The organism is uncultured Gimesia sp., assembly GCF_963976445.1.
Taxonomy (GTDB): Bacteria; Planctomycetota; Planctomycetia; order Planctomycetales; family Planctomycetaceae; genus Gimesia.
On the sequence record NZ_CAXBKP010000015.1, the window covers coordinates 68330 to 86564 of the forward strand.

The following is an 18235-nucleotide window of genomic DNA, read 5'->3' on the forward strand; positions in this document are numbered from 1 at the left end:
GTGGAACTTTTAGAATTCACCCACTGGCTCGCCGTCGCGCCGATCTCCCAGTCTCTGGTACGTGACCATGTCGAGGTTTTCACTCAAAAAACGAACTGATCCATCACAGAGCAGAAAATGGGCCCCGCCCACATGGTTTGATTTGAAGCCCTGGCTGTTGCCCCATTGCCCGCTGAACCAGTTGGGCGTTCCACTGGCAGCGCCGGGACTGTCTTCACAGGTATCGAAGTTGATGGCAACACCCGTGCCGGTATACATGGAATTGACGTGCATCCAGCCATTACGAACGTGATCAGAACATTCCGGACGGACTTCGCCGATCACAATCGTATTAGTTGTTCCATCGGAAATATCATGGATCCGGGCGGCCCAGGACATGTGGCCAATCACTCCTGAAATTTCTCTTGGATTCATGGTGTCCGCGCGGGTAATTGGTCCATGTCCAAAATAATTATTGTGTGTTCCTCCTGGAGTGTTCTGCTGGCTGCCCATGCAAGCCGAATAATTTGAGACGGCACGTTTTTGACCGTTGGTTGTTCCATCGACGCTCATACCATTGGTCCAAAATCCTTCATGGGTGTCACTCGGACAAATAAACCCAGGGACCTCAACTTCGTAGGCATATTGACCACTGGTAGTTTGTGCCTGGTGTGCTGGGTCTAAATCGAAATCCAAAATATTATAAAGTGGGGATTGATCAATGAAGGGAAGCAGATGGACGAGCCAGCTTCCGCCATGATCCGAATTAATGGCGCCCCAGGTCTTGTTCGTGTGAATGGTGCAGGGAAACCGTTTATGGGTTTCATGGTAGCTGTGTAGCGCGATTCCCAATTGCTTTAAATTATTCTTACAAGTACTGCGTCGCGCAGCTTCCCGTGCCTGTTGCACAGCCGGCAGGAGCAAAGCAATTAAGATCGCGATAATCGCGATCACGACGAGCAACTCAATCAGTGTAAAACCGGCCCTCGTTCGTTTTGACATCTTTTTTCTCCGAGCGATAAGTAATGAAATGATTTTCAATAAGACTCAAATATCTAGAGTTCGAAAGAACAGTAGATGAACTCTCCATTTGAAAAAATTTCACTCATTAAGTCAACGATAATCTATTATTTGCTGTAATTATATATAATTTATGTTTATTTGATAATCTCCGCGTTAGCGACCTACTTATGTTGCAATGTGGCCCCCTGAGAGTGGCCCCCTGAGAACCCAGCTATTTTTTCAATCTCAAACAAAGAGAGATACCTGTTCGGAGTGCCGGGGTTTATTGGGTTACTCAATGACTGATTTCTGGCGTTTCTGCGACCTGGGGGCTTACTGATGCCGCAATTTGTATCTCGTGCTTTGACTGTCCTTTTTTTGCTGGCAGTTGCCATATATCTGGTTCCCGACGAACAGGATACTTCAGCTGAAGAGCCGATTGTGCGGGATACGTTGCTCTCCCGTGGAGGGGCGGCTCCCGTACCGAAAGATCTGATCATTGTCGAGGACATTTCTTACCGTAAGGGAAACCGTCATTTCTGGGCACTGGATCTGGCGATGCCGAAACTGCGCGGTGAGAAACCACGTCCGGCGCTGTTGTTCGTGCATGGTGGCGGCTGGTCAAGCGGAGATAAACGCCTCGGAATATTTAAGACGGCCCCAATCGAATACGCACAAAAAGGGTATGTCTGCATTAGTGTGAATTATCGCCTGACAGGGGAAGCCGCATTTCCCGCTTGTATGGAAGATGTAAAATGCGCGGTTCGCTGGTTACGTGCCCATGCAGAAAAGTACAATGTTGATCCCCATCGGATTGGCGGTTATGGGAATTCAGCCGGCGCTCATCTAGTGAGTTTGCTGGCATTGGTCGGAAAAGACAAGGATCTGGAAGGGGACGGGCCCTGGCAGGATCAGTCGAGCATGTTGAATGCCGTTTGCGTTTCTGCCGTTCCGACAGATTTCACAAGTTGGCCCTCTGGAATTGAAAACAAGCCACGACTTCGCAAGTTTCTGGAACAACCTGATGCCAGTCTAGAGGAACAGGCAGTGAAAGCATCGCCGATTAGCTATGTGCATGCGAATGCCCCTCCGTTTCTGATATTTCAAGGAACGAGAGATCGCCTGGTACACGTCGCTCAGGCAGATCAGTTTGTCAAAGCATTAAAAGCGACCGGTGCCAAAGATGTCACCTATCACCGATACCCGGGAGCCGGCCATGGCGTATTTACTCAGAATCGGAAAGAAACCTATCCTCTGATGGAAGAATTCTTTGAGCGGACTTTGATGAATGCGAAATCAGAGACCGTCGATAAAAAAGCGAATTCGAACGGGGAATAAGGAACCTTGCCCACGCAATCTGTCGGACAAGCCGAGCGGAGCGAGCAGGAAAGTGATGGTGCAATTGAACAATGCAGGGAGAGCGTGAGTTCTCCCTGCTATTTCAATATCGTGGGAACACCCATTCTATATCGTACGCGTGCCCTGCCAGTTTCCTGTTGTCTGCGACAACCCCGAATTGCATTCGGGGTTACCCGGTGCGTTTTTTTGAGAAAGGAAATGGAAAGCAAAAAAGCTGGCCCCTTGAGAGAGCCAGCATTGAGGTGGTTGCTTCGTTGCAGGAATTGTTTTTATTCGCCGCGGAGACGTTTGCCGAGTTTGGCGATTTCAGCTCCCAGTTCTTTGCGGGCTTCTCCTAGACCTGCGGGGGTCAGGTTACCGGTTTTGAGATAATCGAGCACGATGTCTTCGGCTTTCATCAGGTCCTTGCAGGCGTCGGCAACTTCGGAAGCGATTTCTGTGGGAATCGTGGAGACGCCATTCAGATCGCCGTGCAGCAGATCGCCGGGATAAATGGGAATGCCGCCAACAGTCACAGGCACATTCACATGCAGTGTGTGACAGTAGCCGTGGGCGCAGTTGGTGCCGCTGGTGAAAGCGGGAAAGTCGAGCGCTTCGACCTGATCCAGATCACGGCCGGCGCCTGAAGTGATGATGCCTTTCGCGCCGTAGGCTTTATAGGTCGAGCACATGACTTCGCCGAACGTGGCTGATGCCGTTGGTTCGTCGATATCCTGATACACGACGACGGGGGCGCCAGGCAGAGATTCGAAAGCAGCGACCTGAGCATCAAGGCCAGAGTAAACGTCGCCGCTACGTGGTGGCGCCATACTGCGGAAAGTGGATGTCAAAGCGTAGCCGACCATCGGAGGCATCTTGGGGAAACAGGCTTTAATGGAATCATTCATGTAGCCGGTGTTACGGGGTCGGATGTTCCAGAGTTCAATCACGTTGCAGACGGTGGGGGTGTCGTACTTGGCGAGTTCTTCAAGGGCAGCAGTGGAGAGGCCTTCGGTGGACATGAATTTCTTCCTGTTGAGGTTAAATTTTAATGATGCGATTTTTCAAAAACGGATGTCAAATTTCCCTGGGCGTCAAATGGCAGTTCGAACGGCCCGGAGATGATTTCCAGATCGTCACGTGCGTTGATCTCTTCCAGATACGGTTCGCTGACGATGACTTCACTCAATTCGAGCGTGTCATAAATCTGTACGATGCGGCTTGTTTCCGGCGGAACCAGCCCGATGGTTTGTAAGGCAGCCTCAATGGATTCACGGTCTGTTTCATAAGCCTGCGGCACCATCGCGGCGGTAGGATGACTACCAGTATTAGCGTTTATGCGGGTAATTTTCCAGTCAACGCTCTCGACCGTACGTTGGTTCGTGAATTCAGCGAGACCAATTCCACAGGCGTTGCCATGTGTTTCTTCGGTAAGGCTGCGGATCATGATACGTTTGACAGAGACGACATCGCGTTCGGTGGCGGCGTGATCATTAAACTTGCGGCCAATGACACAGGCATCCATTCCAGAGCCGCTGATGTTTTTGCCGATGCGGTCTACGATCAGCAAGTCAGACTTTGGAAAAGGAAGCCGGGGCAGCGATTCGCGGGCGATGTTAAGCAGCGCGGTTTCCCGTTCATAGAACTGCTCCGGAAGCACGGCTTCGATCAGCGCAGTTTCATCATAAGCGTTTTCCACAATTGCCAGGCCGCCGACAACTGAGCATTTTTCCAAGATCGAAGCAGCGACGGCTTTGATGATTTCCTCGAAGCTGAGATCTTCGATGGCGCGGTGATAGATTTTGGCACCTGCATGTTTGCCGAGGCCGATGAGCATCATCTTATGCAAGCCAGATTCGATATCGCCGACAAATCGGGTGTGCGGTTTAACGCGACCGCAAATCAGAACATGATCTGCTTCGTAGGCGTGTTTATCAAAATGGACGGGGATGCCGTGCGAAGTGGTATCGACGATCACGGTTTCCATCGACGAGCGAATTTCGACGCCCATGGCTTCAGCGGTAATTCCGTACGCCGCGATGACTTCTGCCTGTCCCTCTGCCGTTCCACCTCCATGGCTGCCCATCGCGGGAACGATAAAGGGGATTGCGTCCAGTGACTTCAGATAATCGATTGTGGTTTTGATGATCGTGGCGATATTGGCGATGCCACGACTGCCGACTGTGATGGCGACAGTGTCTCCCGGTTTGACCACTTTGTCTAAATTGATTTTAGGAAGTTCGGTCTGAACCGCTTCAGAAACGTTCTCAATTCGAGAAGATTGGAAGTTTTGGCGAATTCGGTAAACCTTGGGGAGAGGGATATTCATTTTGGGACTTTGATTTATCAAGGAGTCATTTCGGCTGGCATGCAGGATTTCAAATCGAGTCTATTATGAAGAGTCTGTTATTGTACGTAATTCGTGTGTGTTTACGCTACATCCGAGCCTGTTCCTGGTTAAGATTCTTAAGATAACGTGAGTTCAGGCTTCGCAGGCAGGTCTGGAATTTTGAGGCGGCGTCAGGAAACGTCTTGTTCTAAAATGGTGATTTCGATACCTTAACGATTCTGATATTAATAGACCAATCAGCAAGTCGAAACTGGATGTCGCGCCTTGTTGCTGCAAGGAAGCAGATATGAGAAAAAATTTTGAGCGGATCATTTTTGCTGTTTCCGTTTGTGTTCTGTCTGGTGTGCTGTTTATCCAGGGTATCCTGTATTTAAAGGACCTGGGTTTTGCGAATGAAGCGTCGGCTGTGACGGTTGCAATCGACCGCATTCCCCAGGATGCTCCCAATGAGCTTGCTGTGGCAGTGACCGGATCAGCAGAGACGGATAAATGCCCGGTTCCCATCCATCAGGAATTAATCCCGGTGGAACTAGCGTTGGCCGAAGAGAACGACGATGCAGCGCCAGGCGAGTTGGCTACCGATTCACCCGCCTTGAATGGTCCTGCGCTACAAGCCCCTGGAATAGATGCAGGGGTCACGATTTCTGAATTGGAAAAGACGGGGCCTTCACTGCCTTTATTATTGAAACCTGCTCAGGAATCCCCACAAACTCCCGGCGCTTTGATGCCGCCGTTGAATGCGGAGCCTCTGCAAGGTTCGAAGAAGCATTCGGATTCCAAAGCAGATCAGATGACGCGTTTGATTATTCGCGAACATCTGCCACATGCTTCGGAGGAAGAGTTACAAATCTGGTTTGAAGAGTTGCAGGGCGTGCCTCACAAGGTCGCCTCTGATCTGCTTTCGATTCGTAAATTGCTGCAGCCGAAAAGTACGATGAAAATTCCCGAAGAGAAATGGGAGCAACCGTTGCCCCGTTTTGAAGCGGCTGCACCACAGCAACCTGTCTCTTCGTCGAAAAGTGGGCACTCTGATGAGACCGGCTTTATTGGATTTTCCTCGAAAGCGGACCGTGATGAACTGATGCAGCGACTCAAGCCAACCGTTGACGCACTGCGATTATCGCGTGATGTGATTGTGAATAATATTGCGAATGCAGGAACGATTGGTTTCAAACGGTCGTATGTAGAATTTGAAGCACTGCCTTATGAATATCTTGAAACGCCGGCCAGTGAAGAATCGGAAACAGAACCTCCGATCGCTGTGGGTATGGGAAGTCAGGCACTACAAACCCGGGTTTCTCAAACGACTGGCGAACGGATTAAGACGGGACGCACATTGGATCTGGCAGTCGAAGGATCTGGTTTTCTGCAAGTCAAGCTTGGTGAATTAACGGCGTTTACCCGAACAGGGCGTCTGATCTTTGACAGTGAGCGTCGTCTTTGTATTCGTGGTTCGCAGATCAATTATCTGATTCAGCCTGAGATCACTCTGCCTGCCGACGCGCATTCGATTCAGATTTCTGAGACCGGTGTCGTGACGGCAGTAACCTCGGAAAACAAGGCAGAACAGGAGCGGACGGTGGGAAATATCTCGCTTGTCTGTTTCACGGATGCGAGTGAACTGTTTCCGCGTGAATCGTGTCTGTTTGTCGCTACGCCTCGTTCCGGTCAACCGCGGGTTCTGACGCCGGGCTCGAAAGGGGCAGGGCTTGTACGTGCGGGAGTATTAGAATCGTCGAATGTTTCGATTCCTGAAGAGCTGGAAGCACTGTCGCTCATCAAGCAGCGGCTGGACGCATTGAAAACCGTCTACTCAACGGAGCCACATGAGCCGGTTCGGGCTGACTTGGGAGTGCCCGCTGATCGCATCGCCCGTCCGGGAGATCAACGCTTGCAGCGGGGTAACCGTCCGATTCTGAAGTGAGCCGACTTTATTGAAACGGCTTCTTATGGAAAGATCGCTTTTAATGCGTTGTGGCGATGAAAGAATCCTTCATCGAACAGATCCAGCAGTTTCGATTCGGTAATCAAAAAGCCGAGCAGGCCGCCGGGCGGTTCGAACTCGAGTCGATCGATCACGGTGACCTGATTATCGCCGCTGGGCACAATGCGATGTTCGTGCGTGTACGATTTGAGTGGCCCGGAAATCTGTTTCTCGGTGAAAAACTCAGGCTTTTCGAAGGCGATGATTTCGTGGGTTCCATCCTGCACCTTGCCGAAGCCCTGAATTTGAAATTCGAGAACCGCGCCCAGAGATAATTTGTCTGGTTTTTTGGTGAACGCCAGACCTGTATCGGGGGGACTGATTTTCAGAATGTTATCGGTATCGATCAGAAATTCGAAAATCTCTTCCGAGGTCGTGGTTAACTGAACGCTGGTTTCGAAGGTCGCCATCGTCTCTCTCTTTCGACATGTGTCGCGAATTAATATACTATTGGTCCATCAATCCTGAATTGACACGTGATCGATGCCAGGCGAGCACGCCAACGAGCGTGCGGACCATTTCGGGAAACGAGTCATTCTAAGTCTGATAAGACACTACAATACAGACCGGAACTTTGAGCGGCTCAGAATTCCGAGCGTGTATCCTAGCCAAATGAACTGAAAATGACGAGTCCGGGCAGTAAGAGTCTTACTCTTTTGGACGTGTGTGGTCCGGTTCTCATGAGATGAATGAATTATGCAATTTCCAACGGAAGTCCTTCAACAGTGCTGGTTTCTGGCAGGTCCCACCGCGTGCGGCAAGACCGAGCTCAGTCTGTTGCTGGCCGAACATCTCAACGCAGAAATCCTGGCGATGGATTCGATGTCGCTGTACCGAGGCATGGATATTGGTACCGCGAAGGCGTCTGCTGCAGAGCGAGAACGTGTGCCGCACCATCTAATTGATTTGATCAATCCCCATGAGAAGTTCAGCGTGGCCGACTATTTTACGGCGGCGGAAGAGTGCTGTCGGCAGATTATTGACCGGGGACGAACGCCTCTGTTTGTGGGGGGCACGGGTCTGTATTTACGGGCGATCTTACGCGGGGTGTTTAACGGTCCCTCTGCGGATTGGGACTATCGTCGCGAAATGGAATTAATCGCGGAGACCGAAGGGAATGAAGTGCTGCACCGCCGACTGGCGGCCGTCGATCCTGTTTCAGCAGAGAAGCTGCATCCGAATGATGTCCGCCGGGTGGCTCGCGCGCTGGAAGTGTATCATGTCTCCGGCGTCCCCCTTTCTTCACAGCATGATGAAGGAGTTCTGACTCCGGAAGAATGCCCGGCGCATGTTTACTGGTTATTACCAGATCGGGAATGGCTTTACGCACGGATCAATCTCCGCGTCGACCAGATGCTTGAGGAAGGGCTGATGAATGAAGTCAAACAGTTGCTGGCAGCCAAACCGTCCATGAGCCGCACGGCCAGGCAGGCACTGGGATATAAGGAGCTAATCGACTTCATGGAAGGCGTCTGTTCCTACGAACGGGCCGTCGAACTGCTCAAACAGCAAACCCGCCGCTTTGCCAAACGACAGCATACGTTCTTCCGTAGCATCAAAGAGTGCCGCGAAATTGATGTTCATCCGGAGGATCAAGCGGTTGATTTGCTGGAGAAGATTCTGGGGTTCGAACGCGGGTGATTTTTTGGCAACACGCCTTTTCAACCGTAGGGGTGGACACATGGGTCCGCCCCTACCGCGGGACGTACCCTGATGTATATGGCCTATTGTCTTTCTTGAGTTATATGGATGTATTTGTGGATCTGGCTGGTGGCTTGGGAAGTTGTTTTTGCTGCAAGGTGGCTAAGTTGTGGGGAACTCTCTATAGTGTCTTGCAAAGAATTTTTTAACTGTATTCTGCAATTGAAGCTGGTATTTAGGCCGGTGTTCAATCGTTTGGTTTTCCCTCTTCAATTTAATAGTGTGTGATCCATGATGACCGATGAGAAAGTATTAATTCAGGTAGGCCATAGTCCTGATCCGGACGACGCCTTTATGTTCCATGCTTTGGCGAATGATAAGATCGAAACAGGTAAGTATCGATTCACTCACGAGTTACAAGATATTGAAACACTCAATCAGCGTGCCTTCAATGCGGAACTGGAACTCACGGCTGTCAGCCTGCATGGTTATGCTTATCTGACTGATACTTATGCAATCTGTTCGTGTGGCGCTTCGATGGGCGATCAATACGGACCAATGGTGGTTGCTCGCGAAGCGTGGTCGATTGATGATCTGCGGGGCAAGAAAATTGCGATTCCCGGCAAACTGACGACTGCCTTTCTGACCTTGAAATTGTTGCTGGGCGATGATTTTGAATACGAAGAACATCCCTTCGATGAGATCCTGAATCTGGTAGAACAAGGCAAGTTCGATGCCGGTCTGATCATTCACGAAGGCCAGTTGACCTATGCCAATCAAGGGCTGAAACTGGTTGTCGACATGGGACAGTGGTGGTATGAAGAAACCGGTCTGCCTTTACCACTGGGCGCGAATGCCATCCGTAAAGACATGGGCCAGGAAATGATGGAAGAGGTCACTGCGATTCTGAAACGCAGCATCGAGTATGGCTTAGAGCATCGTGACGAAGCCCTCGAACATGCGTTGAAGTATGGTCGCGATTTAAACCGGGACAGCGCTGATAAATTTGTGGGTATGTATGTGAATGACTGGACTCTGGACTTCGGTGAAAAGGGACGCGAAGCAGTCGCGCTCTTGTTGGACCGGGGTTACGAAGCCGGTATCATCCCCAATCCGGTCAAACTGGAATTTATTGGTTAAACGCCCCTGAACGGCCGTGTGATTGATTCATCGAGATAGAGAAGGTGGTATGCGATGAGTGAAAGTAACTCATCCGGATATTTGCAGGCCTTGTTTGGCCTGTCTGGTAAGACGGCTGTTGTGATTGGCGGAACCGGAGTTCTAGGCGGTGCGATTGCCGATGCGTTGGCGCAAGCGGGCGCTCATGTGGTGATCGTCGGTCGCAATGAAATCAATGGTGCAGGCCGAGTGAAAATGATTGAGACGCTTCAGGGAAGCGCTGAATTCTTCGCCGCCGACTCCACCAGTCGCTCTGATCTCGAAGCGTTGGTCGCACATCTGAAAGCCAAAGGCCAGGTCGCTGACATTCTGGTGAATGGTGCCGGCATCAACGCCGCAACGCCGTTCCTGGAAATCAGCGACGAAGAATGGGAGCGGATCTTCCGCGTTAACCTGTTAAGCGTGAAAATCGCCTGTCAGGTATTTGGCCAGGCGATGCTGGATGGAAATGTGGCCGGCTCAATCATCAACATTGCTTCGATGAGTGCGATCACGCCGTTATCCCGCGTGTTTACGTATTCTGCATCGAAAGCGGCTGTGTTGAATCTGACACAAAACCTGGCGCGGGAATGGGCGGAAAGCGGAATTCGTGTGAATGCCCTTTCCCCCGGCTTCTTTCCGGCGGAACAGAATCGAAAAGTACTGACACCGGAGCGTGTCGCCAGTATTATGAATCATACACCGACAAAGCGTTTTGGTGATCCGGAAGAACTGGCGGGAGCCGTGTTGCTGATGGCGGCCGGAAAAGCGGGTAGCTTTATTACCGGAACCAATATCGCCGTTGATGGTGGTTTTTCCTGTATGACAATCTGATTTCCGTGGGGCTGCCGGGCTTTACCATGTAGCAGCTTTAATCGAACGAGGTTAAGGAGCACGCAGACTTGGATCCGATTCTCATTGAACCCGGTCAACGCTATCTTGCTCGTATCAATCCAAAACGAATTCCGCACATCTTCACCGATGTCCTGATCATTGGTGGCGGAGTAGCCGGCTCGCGAGCCGCGTTGGAGATTGATCCCCGACTGGAAACGATTATCGTTAACAAGGGGAAAGTGTCCCAGTCGAACAGTGCGTATGCGCAAGGGGGCATCGCCGGTGTGCTGGACCCTCTGGATAATATTGACAATCATATCCAAGACACATTGGCGGCTGGCAAGGACCTGTGTAATCAGGAGTTGGTCGAATATGTGTGCCGCGAAGCACCGCGGCATATTCAGGAATTGATTGAGCTCGGGACAGACTTCGATACCGAAGACGGTAAGATCGCACTCACCAAAGAGGGCGGGCACAGCCATCGTCGCGTGGCGCATGCGCTGGGCGATGCGACGGGCAGAGAACTGATGCGGGCCCTGGTTTCCGCCGTGCATGATCGGCCTTCCATTCAAACCTGGACGAAAACGCCGACCCTGGATCTGGTGACAGAAGACGGCAAGTGCCGCGGTGCGATTATCTGGAATCGTTACCACGGCAAAACGCTGATCTGGGCCAAACAGGTTGTTCTGGCGACGGGCGGCGCGGGCTGTCTGTTTCGTGAATCAACAAATCCACCGCTGGCGACCGGCGACGGGCATGCCATTGCGTTTCGCGCGGGAGCCTTATTACAGGATATGGAATTCATGCAGTTCCATCCGACCGTGTTATATATTGCGGGTGGAGCCCGATATCTGATTTCGGAAGCAGTACGCGGCGAAGGCGCTTATTTGCGCGACTGTAACGGCGTGCGTTTCATGTCCGAATATCATCCCGATCTGGAGTTGGCACACCGTGATGTTGTCAGTCGGGCAATCACCGATCGGATGCTGAAAACGAATCATTCGTGTGTCTATCTGGATTTAACGCATCTAAATCCATCACTGATTAAAGAGCGGTTTCCCAACATCGGTAAAGTCTGTGCCGGCTTTGGTCTGGATTTATCGAAAGATCAGATTCCCGTGCGTCCCGGCGCGCATTATATGATCGGCGGGGTAAAGACGGACCTGCAGGCACGAACTTCGATTCCCCATCTCTGGGCAGCGGGCGAAGTGACGTCGACCGGCCTGCACGGCAGTAACCGACTGGCTTCCAACAGTCTGCTGGAAGGTTTAATTTTCGGTGCCGCTGCGGGGAGAGGTGCTTCGGCAGCAGCTCTTAGCCAGCCCGACCAGTTTTCTGCATCCCTGCTGCCGGACTGGGATACAGAGAAGCGTTCGGATGAAGATTTAAACAGTAAAGACCTGCGAAACTCGTTAGCCAGTTTGATGTGGCGCGATGTCGGGATTACGCGAAGCGAAGAGTCGCTGCAAAACGCGAAAGATAAAGTCGACTTCTGGAGTCGGTATGTTGTGGATCGGGAATTCAAGACGCTGAGTGGCTGGGAGCTGCAGAACATGCTGCTCGTCGCACAGCTGATGATTACGTCTGCGATTGAGCGTAAGGAGAGCCGAGGCGTTCATTATCGGAGTGATTTTGCGGATACGGATCCTGCGTATCAAAAACATATTTCAGTGCTTTCAACACGTTGAGAAACCATCTAAGAGGAAGGAATTTCCATGCTGCCTGGAATTAAACTGTTCGATTTAACGGGTCGTGCTGCCATCATTACGGGAGGCTCCAAAGGCCTGGGGTCAGCCATGGCGGAAGGTCTGGCTTCTGCGGGCGCAGATGTATTGTTGACGAGTCGGCATCAGGAAGAAGTCGAAGCGACGGCGGCACAAATTGCGCAGGACTATGGCGTAAAGGCCGTTGGGATCCAGGCGGATGTAACGAATGCGGAGCAGGTTGCCGCGATGACCGACCGGGCGATTTCGGAATTTGGGAAGATTGATATTCTGATCAACAACGCAGGGATTAATATTCGCGGCCCGATTGATGAATTGACGCTGGAAGAATTTCAGGAAGTCCAAAACGTGAATGTCTCCGGCCCCTGGTTATGTGCTAAGTCGGTCGTGCCACATATGAAGCAGGCGAAGTATGGTCGGATCATCAATTTAGCCAGCACCCTGGGACTGGTGGGGATGACCAATCGCACACCTTATACCGCCAGTAAAGGGGCGGTGGTGCAAATGACGCGGGCACTGGGGCTTGAACTATGCGAATACGGAATTACCTGCAATGCCATTTGCCCGGGACCGTTTTTGACGCCGATGAATGAACCATTTGCGGAAACCGAAGAGATCAAGAAATTCATCGTGGGTGCAGTGGCGATGAACCGCTGGGCGAAGATGGAAGAAATTCAAGGGGCGGCGATCTTCTTAGCCAGCGCTGCGTCGAGTTATATGACGGGCAGCATGGTGACCGTCGATGGTGGCTGGACGGCGCGCTAAAGGGACAGGAGAGTGCATGAGCTCTGACGGAGAATCCACTGTTGTTCGTATGAGTAAAAACAACAGACGGATTCTCGTCCGCCGCACTCTGATTGCTGCTTTCATTCTCATCTGTGTGGCCTGCGCGTATTCGTTTTTTCTGGTGTTTCAGTTTCATTCGACAGTCGCCGCGTTTCAAAAACAGAATGCGAATTTTTTGGTCGCATATCAGAATGATCAGGGGAAAACGGTGCATGGAAGCTATGGAGCTATACCCGGCCCCTTTTTTATTCCTGCCCCATTAGTACGGTATCATCGCTCAATCTACTCCATGCATTTGGGCCATCAACCCGGGAGCAATCCGGAGGAGATCGACGAACTGTTTCGATTGTTACCACAATTGTCTCAATTGGAAGGATTGCTATTAGAGGGGTTTTTGATCGATCCAGAACGGGCAGCTGCGATTACCCGTCTTCCTGAATTGAAATATCTTACTCTCATGGCATGTCAGATTGAAAAGTCATGCCTGGCTTCTTTGTTGCAAAGTCAGGGACTGGCGTATGTAAACTTGGTGGATGCTGAATTTGACGAAGCAGAGCTGGAAACTCTCTTACTGAGCCCCACGCAAGAGACATTGCTCGCATTAACCTTATCGAATTGTAAGATTACCGATACGACTGCGACTGTTCTTTCCCGGTGCCGAAATCTGGAACTTCTGGAGCTGGATGGCACTCAGATCACCGATCAGGGTTTAAAAATGCTGGCCCGGCTGCCCCAACTCAAGGTCTTGATTCTGGATCACACAAAAGTGACCGATACCGGTGTGGCGTATCTATCTTCCACACCGAATCTGGTGGAGTTAAGTCTCAGCAATACGAGTGTTTCAGATGCGCTGCTGGAGACGCTTAAGCAGGATATTCCCGCACTGCGCGTATCAGATGACTGAACAGATGAACGAATTGCTCTAAAGACCTATTTGTTTGTGTGGTCGTCACTCCGCAGTGTAATTCACGGAACAACCAACATAAGCGATTCAATCAGACCTCAGTCTTTTGCTTCATCCTAAAAAGTGTTGAATTTTTGACTCATTTCACACAGAGGATTTTCTTTGTCCTAATTTTATAACGTGAACTCCTCGTTTTACGCTTGCAGTTAATTTCTATCCCCAGCTAGAAAACAAGAATATGAATAAACCTGTATCCAAAATCCTGATTGTTGATGACTCAGAAGTTGTGAGACGCATTCTTTGTAAAGCACTGACTCAGGATGATTATGAATTGCATACAGCCGTTGATGGAGAAGACGGTCGTCAAAAAATACATGAGTTAAAACCGGACATTGTGCTATTAGACGTAGAAATGCCGGTGCTGGATGGCTTTGCTGTCTTAAAGGAAGTTCGTGAGAATTATAAACTCGAACAGGTTGCCGTAATTATGGTGACTTCCCAAAACGATGGTAAAGGGATTTCCCGTGCGTTCGACGAAGGGGCCTTCGATTATATTCCTAAGCCGGCAACCGATTCGGAAATCAAAGCCCGCGTCAGAAATGCGATTCGCGCGTTGCAGCTGGTTCGGGAACAGAAAACATTACGTAAAGAAGCGGAAACCGCTAATCAATCCAAGAGTGCATTTCTGGCGAACATGAGCCATGAAATCCGGACTCCGATGACGGCCATCCTGGGGTACACCGAACTTCTGGAGCTGGAAGCAAAAACGCATCAGATGCCAGAATTATTCATGGATTCGCTGGATACCATCAAACGCAATGGCGGGCATCTGATGGAATTGATCAACGATATTCTGGACCTGTCTAAAATTGAAGCAGGGAAACTGGATATCGAATCGATTTCGTGTTCGCCTCAGAAAATTGTGGAAGAGGTGCTGGAACTGGTTCAGGTCCGGGCAGAAGCTAAAGGCTTGAAGCTGGAAGCCAGTTATCAGTTTCCACTGCCTGCTCAAATTCAATCTGACCCCACACGCATCAGACAAATTCTGATCAACCTGATTGGGAATGCGATCAAGTTTACGGAAGTCGGTACGATTCGTCTGGAAACAGAACTGGTTGAAACTCCGGGTACAGAGCCGCATATTCAATTCTCGATCATTGATCAGGGAATCGGGATGACCGAATCTCAGTTATCGAATCTGTTCCGTCCGTTTACGCAAGCTGACTCATCCACCACACGTAAATATGGTGGAACCGGATTGGGACTCACGATTTGCAAACGCCTGGCAACGATGTTGGGCGGGGACATTTATGTAACCAGCGAGATCAATAAAGGTTCCCGATTTAGCGCGGCAGTGTGTACCGGAAATCTGGAGGGAGTCGAACGGCTCCAGGAATTACAACAGAGCGAATCCCAGGACACTCAAGCCAATCAGGCAAACCAAACCGCACAAAAGCCCGTTCAGGAATTTCCTCTGAAAGGGAGAAAGATACTGCTGGCCGAGGATGGACCTGACAATCAGAAATTGATTGCCTTTATTCTGAAGAAGGCCGGCGCGGAAGTGACGCTCGCCGAAAACGGTGAAGTCGCACGTCAGGCCGCCCTGAAATCGCTGGAGGTCGGTTTGCTGTATGATGTAATTCTAATGGATATGCAGATGCCGATTCTGGATGGATATAGTGCGACACAAAAAATTCGCGAACATGGTTACTCGGGCCCGATTATTTCACTGACGGCCAATGCGATGGAAGGGGACCGTGAAAAGTGTATCAACGCCGGGTGCAATGATCACATCACCAAACCCGTAAATCGCAAAAAAATGGTCGAGATGATCACAGCCTTCTGCGACATAGAAGCGGCCGTCTAATGGTAAACGAACCATTTTTTGATCGGCACAGCGCTCAGAGTTTGTTAACCACGCCGTGTACCACCCAACGTGGGTAACGATTCTGCGTAAATGAAAATAAATCTTGATGCGGACAGTGGTTCGGCTGTTTAATGCGTTGCGTTCAAGGGCCGATGGTACTCCGCCTGTTCCCGATTCATAACGGCAGAAAAACGATCTATCTGGTGAGCAACGAATTAGAAATGACTGATAAATGGGCCTGCAAATTATACCGTCAAAGCTGGGGGATTGAGGTTTTCTTTCGCTCAGTGAAACAGTCCTGTGAACACAGCAAACTGTAATGGTATCTCGCCAGGAATGATTTCTACCTCGAAAAATAATCGGACCGAATTATTCCTCGTCGTCGGCACCTTCGTTTGCTTCGTGCATTTCGAGCTGCCCCATTTTTCGGTACAGGTTCGAACGATGCAGCCCCAGGCATTTGGCGGTCTCGCTCATGTTGCCCCCCACACGTTTAATCGTTCGGCGAATGTATTCTTGCTGGAACCGTCGCGAGGCTTCTTTCAAACTCAGATCCGCCGACATATCGACCACCGAATCACGAGATGGACTCAGGATAAACGCCAGATCTTCGACTTCCACACGATCACCGGCACACAGAAACGCCACGCGCTCCATCAGATTGCGAAGTTCGCGCACATTGCCGGGCCAGAGATGCGCCTGCAATCGCTTCTTGGCTTCTGCAGAAATTTTCAACACACGGCGGTTGGCCTGCGCACAAAACTGGGCTAGAAAAAACTCTGCCAGCAAAAGCACATCTTCCGGCCGCTCACGCAAAGGCGGCAGATCCAGAGTGACCACACTCAAGCGATAATACAGATCCTCGCGGAACTTTTTATCACGCACAGCATCCGCCAGCTTCGCATTCGTCGCCGCCACCACACGGACGTTGATCGGAATACTCTCCGATCCCCCCACGCGGGTAATCACTTTCTGCTCCAGTACGCGTAACAGCTTGGCTTGTCCTCCCAGACTCATATCGCCGATTTCGTCGAGGAACAGCGTTCCCCCTTCGGCCAGTTCGAACTTGCCCGCCCGCGTTTCGTGGGCATCCGTGAACGCGCCTTTCTCATGCCCAAACAACTCACTTTCGAGCAACGTTTCGGTCAACGCGGCACAGTTCACGGCGATGAACGGCGTATTCGCCCGCGGTCCCTGATAATGCAGTGACTGGCTGACAACCTCTTTCCCCGTTCCACTTTCACCCAGAATCAGCACTGGCAAATCGGTACTCGCCAGCCGTTCGGTTGTTGAACGCAAAGCCGCGATCGCAGAACTCTTTCCGATGATTTGCACTTTCTCCTTGGCCTGTTCGGTCATCTGATCGCGGCTACGGGAAAGCTGTTCGAGTTCGCGCGTATTTTCCAGAGCCGTCGCCGCCTGCACACCCAACTCCGCCAGACTCTGGGCGTCGGCATCGTCATACTCGGACTTCCCTTTTTCCTTATTCATTACCTCGAACGCGCCAATGAGTTCGCCGGCATTATTTTTTAGTGGGACACACAACAGATTATGTGTCTTAAATCCGCTCGATTTATCGACACTGGGATCAAATCGTTCATCATTGTAAGCATCATCGACACGAATCGTCTCGCCGCTGCGAATCACATCGCCTACGATCCCCACATCATCGGGCAGACGCAGCGTGTTTCCTTCTACCCCCAATGCAGGACAAGCAACGACCTGCTTGTGCTCCTGATCCCAGATAAAAATACTGGAGCGATCACTATCCAGTAAGCGTGTGGCTTCTTTCGCGATCAGCTCTAACAGGGGTTGTGTTTCACGGGCTGAGGAAAAGCTGGAAGCAATATGTAACGTCGTCTGTAACCGATTAATCCGTCGCAGATTCTTTTCCCGCTGTTCAACAACCGACAGAGCGTAACCCAGTGCCCGCGCTGCAACCACGGCATCGCTCAGCGTTTCCACGGTTAAATCTCGACCGCCCACCAGTAACACGAGTCCGGGACACGACTCTCCCAAAGGGACCGCCATATAAAACCAGTCTGCGCGATTCTCATCGGCACACAAGCCCGCCGCATCACGATCGAGCGCCTCGCCACACAAGGCGCCGGGAAAACTACCCGCAGCATTCCGACCAAATTCAAACAGAGTCTCCCACTCCGGCGTCCGCTCGATCAGAGTGCACCACTGGCAAGAGAGTTCCGTCGCCAATTGCGGCAAAAACTGTCGAGTAAAGTCCCCCTCCGACTCCTGCCGCGTCGCTTCTTCCAGCAACCGATCACACATCTGCACCAAGGACGCTTCAGAATCATATCGGGAAAATAAAGGAAGCCGTTTCCAATCCAACCACTCTACTGTCTCTGCCTTACTCACCTGGTACTCCCTTATCTATGAATCAAAAGAGCCCGATTGCAAATCATCAGCACAGGCTTCTGTCATCCATTCGCCTCATTTCCTCGTCGGAATGATAACAGATAGAAAACAATGCGTCATCCAAGTGTGGACTTCAATTGGTGTTTTTTGCTCCCTTTTGATGAACGAACTGTTCAGTCTACGAAATCCGCAAACTCTTCCAGGATGAGGACTGCATTAAACTCTTTGCAGGCCCCGTACTCCGACACCTCAAACATATTCATGCGAACAGTTTCCATCCCGATAAGATCGCCTC

At 50.9% G+C, this 18235-nt stretch carries 14 protein-coding genes; 9 read left to right on the plus strand and 5 right to left on the minus strand.

Translation table 11 applies throughout. The annotated features are described in order from the left end of the window. Positions 1-9 precede the first annotated feature (9 nt). Complete coding sequence (locus tag AAC022_RS16735) at positions 10-981, minus strand: DUF1559 domain-containing protein (protein WP_339732826.1); 972 nt, start codon at positions 979-981, stop codon at positions 10-12. A gap of 339 nt (positions 982-1320) precedes the next feature. On the opposite strand from AAC022_RS16735, the gene AAC022_RS16740 reads away from it, so the two are divergent. Beyond that, entirely contained in the window at positions 1321-2319 is a 999-nt protein-coding gene (locus AAC022_RS16740) for an alpha/beta hydrolase (protein ID WP_339732828.1), read from the plus strand. Positions 2320-2609: 290 nt separating this feature from the next. Here the strand turns inward: AAC022_RS16740 and AAC022_RS16745 are convergent, their stop codons facing one another. Both AAC022_RS16745 and AAC022_RS16750 read right to left on the minus strand, forming a co-directional pair. Then, positions 2610-3341 (minus strand): RraA family protein, encoded by a 732-nt coding sequence (locus AAC022_RS16745; protein ID WP_339732830.1) that lies wholly within the window; start codon positions 3339-3341, stop codon positions 2610-2612. Between the two features lie 26 nt (positions 3342-3367). Beyond that, entirely contained in the window at positions 3368-4648 is a 1281-nt protein-coding gene (locus tag AAC022_RS16750) for a lactate racemase domain-containing protein (protein ID WP_339732832.1), read from the minus strand. Between the two features lie 307 nt (positions 4649-4955). Between AAC022_RS16750 and AAC022_RS16755 the strand changes: the two genes are divergently transcribed. Next, the gene (locus AAC022_RS16755) at positions 4956-6593 is read left to right on the plus strand and encodes a flagellar hook-basal body complex protein (RefSeq protein WP_339732834.1); all 1638 of its coding nucleotides are present in this window, start codon (positions 4956-4958) and stop codon (positions 6591-6593) included. 23 nt (positions 6594-6616) lie between these two features. On the opposite strand, the gene AAC022_RS16760 is transcribed toward AAC022_RS16755, so the two are convergent. Then, on the minus strand, positions 6617-7063 hold the full coding sequence (locus AAC022_RS16760) for a hypothetical protein (protein WP_339732836.1): 447 nt from the start codon (positions 7061-7063) through the stop codon (positions 6617-6619). A 286-nt stretch (positions 7064-7349) separates the two neighbouring features. Here AAC022_RS16760 and miaA point away from each other — a divergent pair, with 286 nt between their 5' ends. The 7 genes from miaA to AAC022_RS16795 all read left to right on the plus strand — a co-directional run bounded on the left by miaA (position 7350) and on the right by AAC022_RS16795 (position 15567). Beyond that, positions 7350-8294 carry a tRNA (adenosine(37)-N6)-dimethylallyltransferase MiaA gene (gene miaA / locus AAC022_RS16765; RefSeq protein WP_339732839.1) on the plus strand — a complete coding sequence of 315 codons (945 nt, stop codon included), beginning with the start codon at positions 7350-7352 and terminating at the stop codon, positions 8292-8294. A gap of 291 nt (positions 8295-8585) precedes the next feature. Next, positions 8586-9434, plus strand: a complete 849-nt coding sequence (locus AAC022_RS16770; RefSeq protein ID WP_339732841.1) for an MqnA/MqnD/SBP family protein — start codon at positions 8586-8588, stop codon at positions 9432-9434. 54 nt (positions 9435-9488) lie between these two features. Then, a complete protein-coding gene (locus AAC022_RS16775; RefSeq protein ID WP_339732843.1) occupies positions 9489-10286 on the plus strand; it encodes an SDR family oxidoreductase in 798 nt (265 codons plus the stop codon). A 68-nt stretch (positions 10287-10354) separates the two neighbouring features. Then, a complete protein-coding gene (gene nadB, locus AAC022_RS16780; RefSeq protein ID WP_339732845.1) occupies positions 10355-11974 on the plus strand; it encodes an L-aspartate oxidase in 1620 nt (539 codons plus the stop codon). Positions 11975-12001: 27 nt separating this feature from the next. Continuing rightward, a complete protein-coding gene (locus tag AAC022_RS16785; RefSeq protein WP_339732847.1) occupies positions 12002-12775 on the plus strand; it encodes an SDR family NAD(P)-dependent oxidoreductase in 774 nt (257 codons plus the stop codon). 16 nt (positions 12776-12791) lie between these two features. Beyond that, positions 12792-13700 (plus strand): hypothetical protein, encoded by a 909-nt coding sequence (locus AAC022_RS16790; RefSeq protein ID WP_339732848.1) that lies wholly within the window; start codon positions 12792-12794, stop codon positions 13698-13700. Positions 13701-13938: 238 nt separating this feature from the next. Next, on the plus strand, positions 13939-15567 hold the full coding sequence (locus tag AAC022_RS16795; RefSeq protein ID WP_339732849.1) for a response regulator: 1629 nt from the start codon (positions 13939-13941) through the stop codon (positions 15565-15567). 369 nt (positions 15568-15936) lie between these two features. Here the strand turns inward: AAC022_RS16795 and AAC022_RS16800 are convergent, their stop codons facing one another. Further along, positions 15937-17940: a sigma-54-dependent Fis family transcriptional regulator gene (locus AAC022_RS16800; protein WP_339732850.1), complete on the minus strand. Its 2004-nt coding sequence runs from the start codon at positions 17938-17940 to the stop codon at positions 15937-15939. Positions 17941-18235 lie beyond the last annotated feature (295 nt).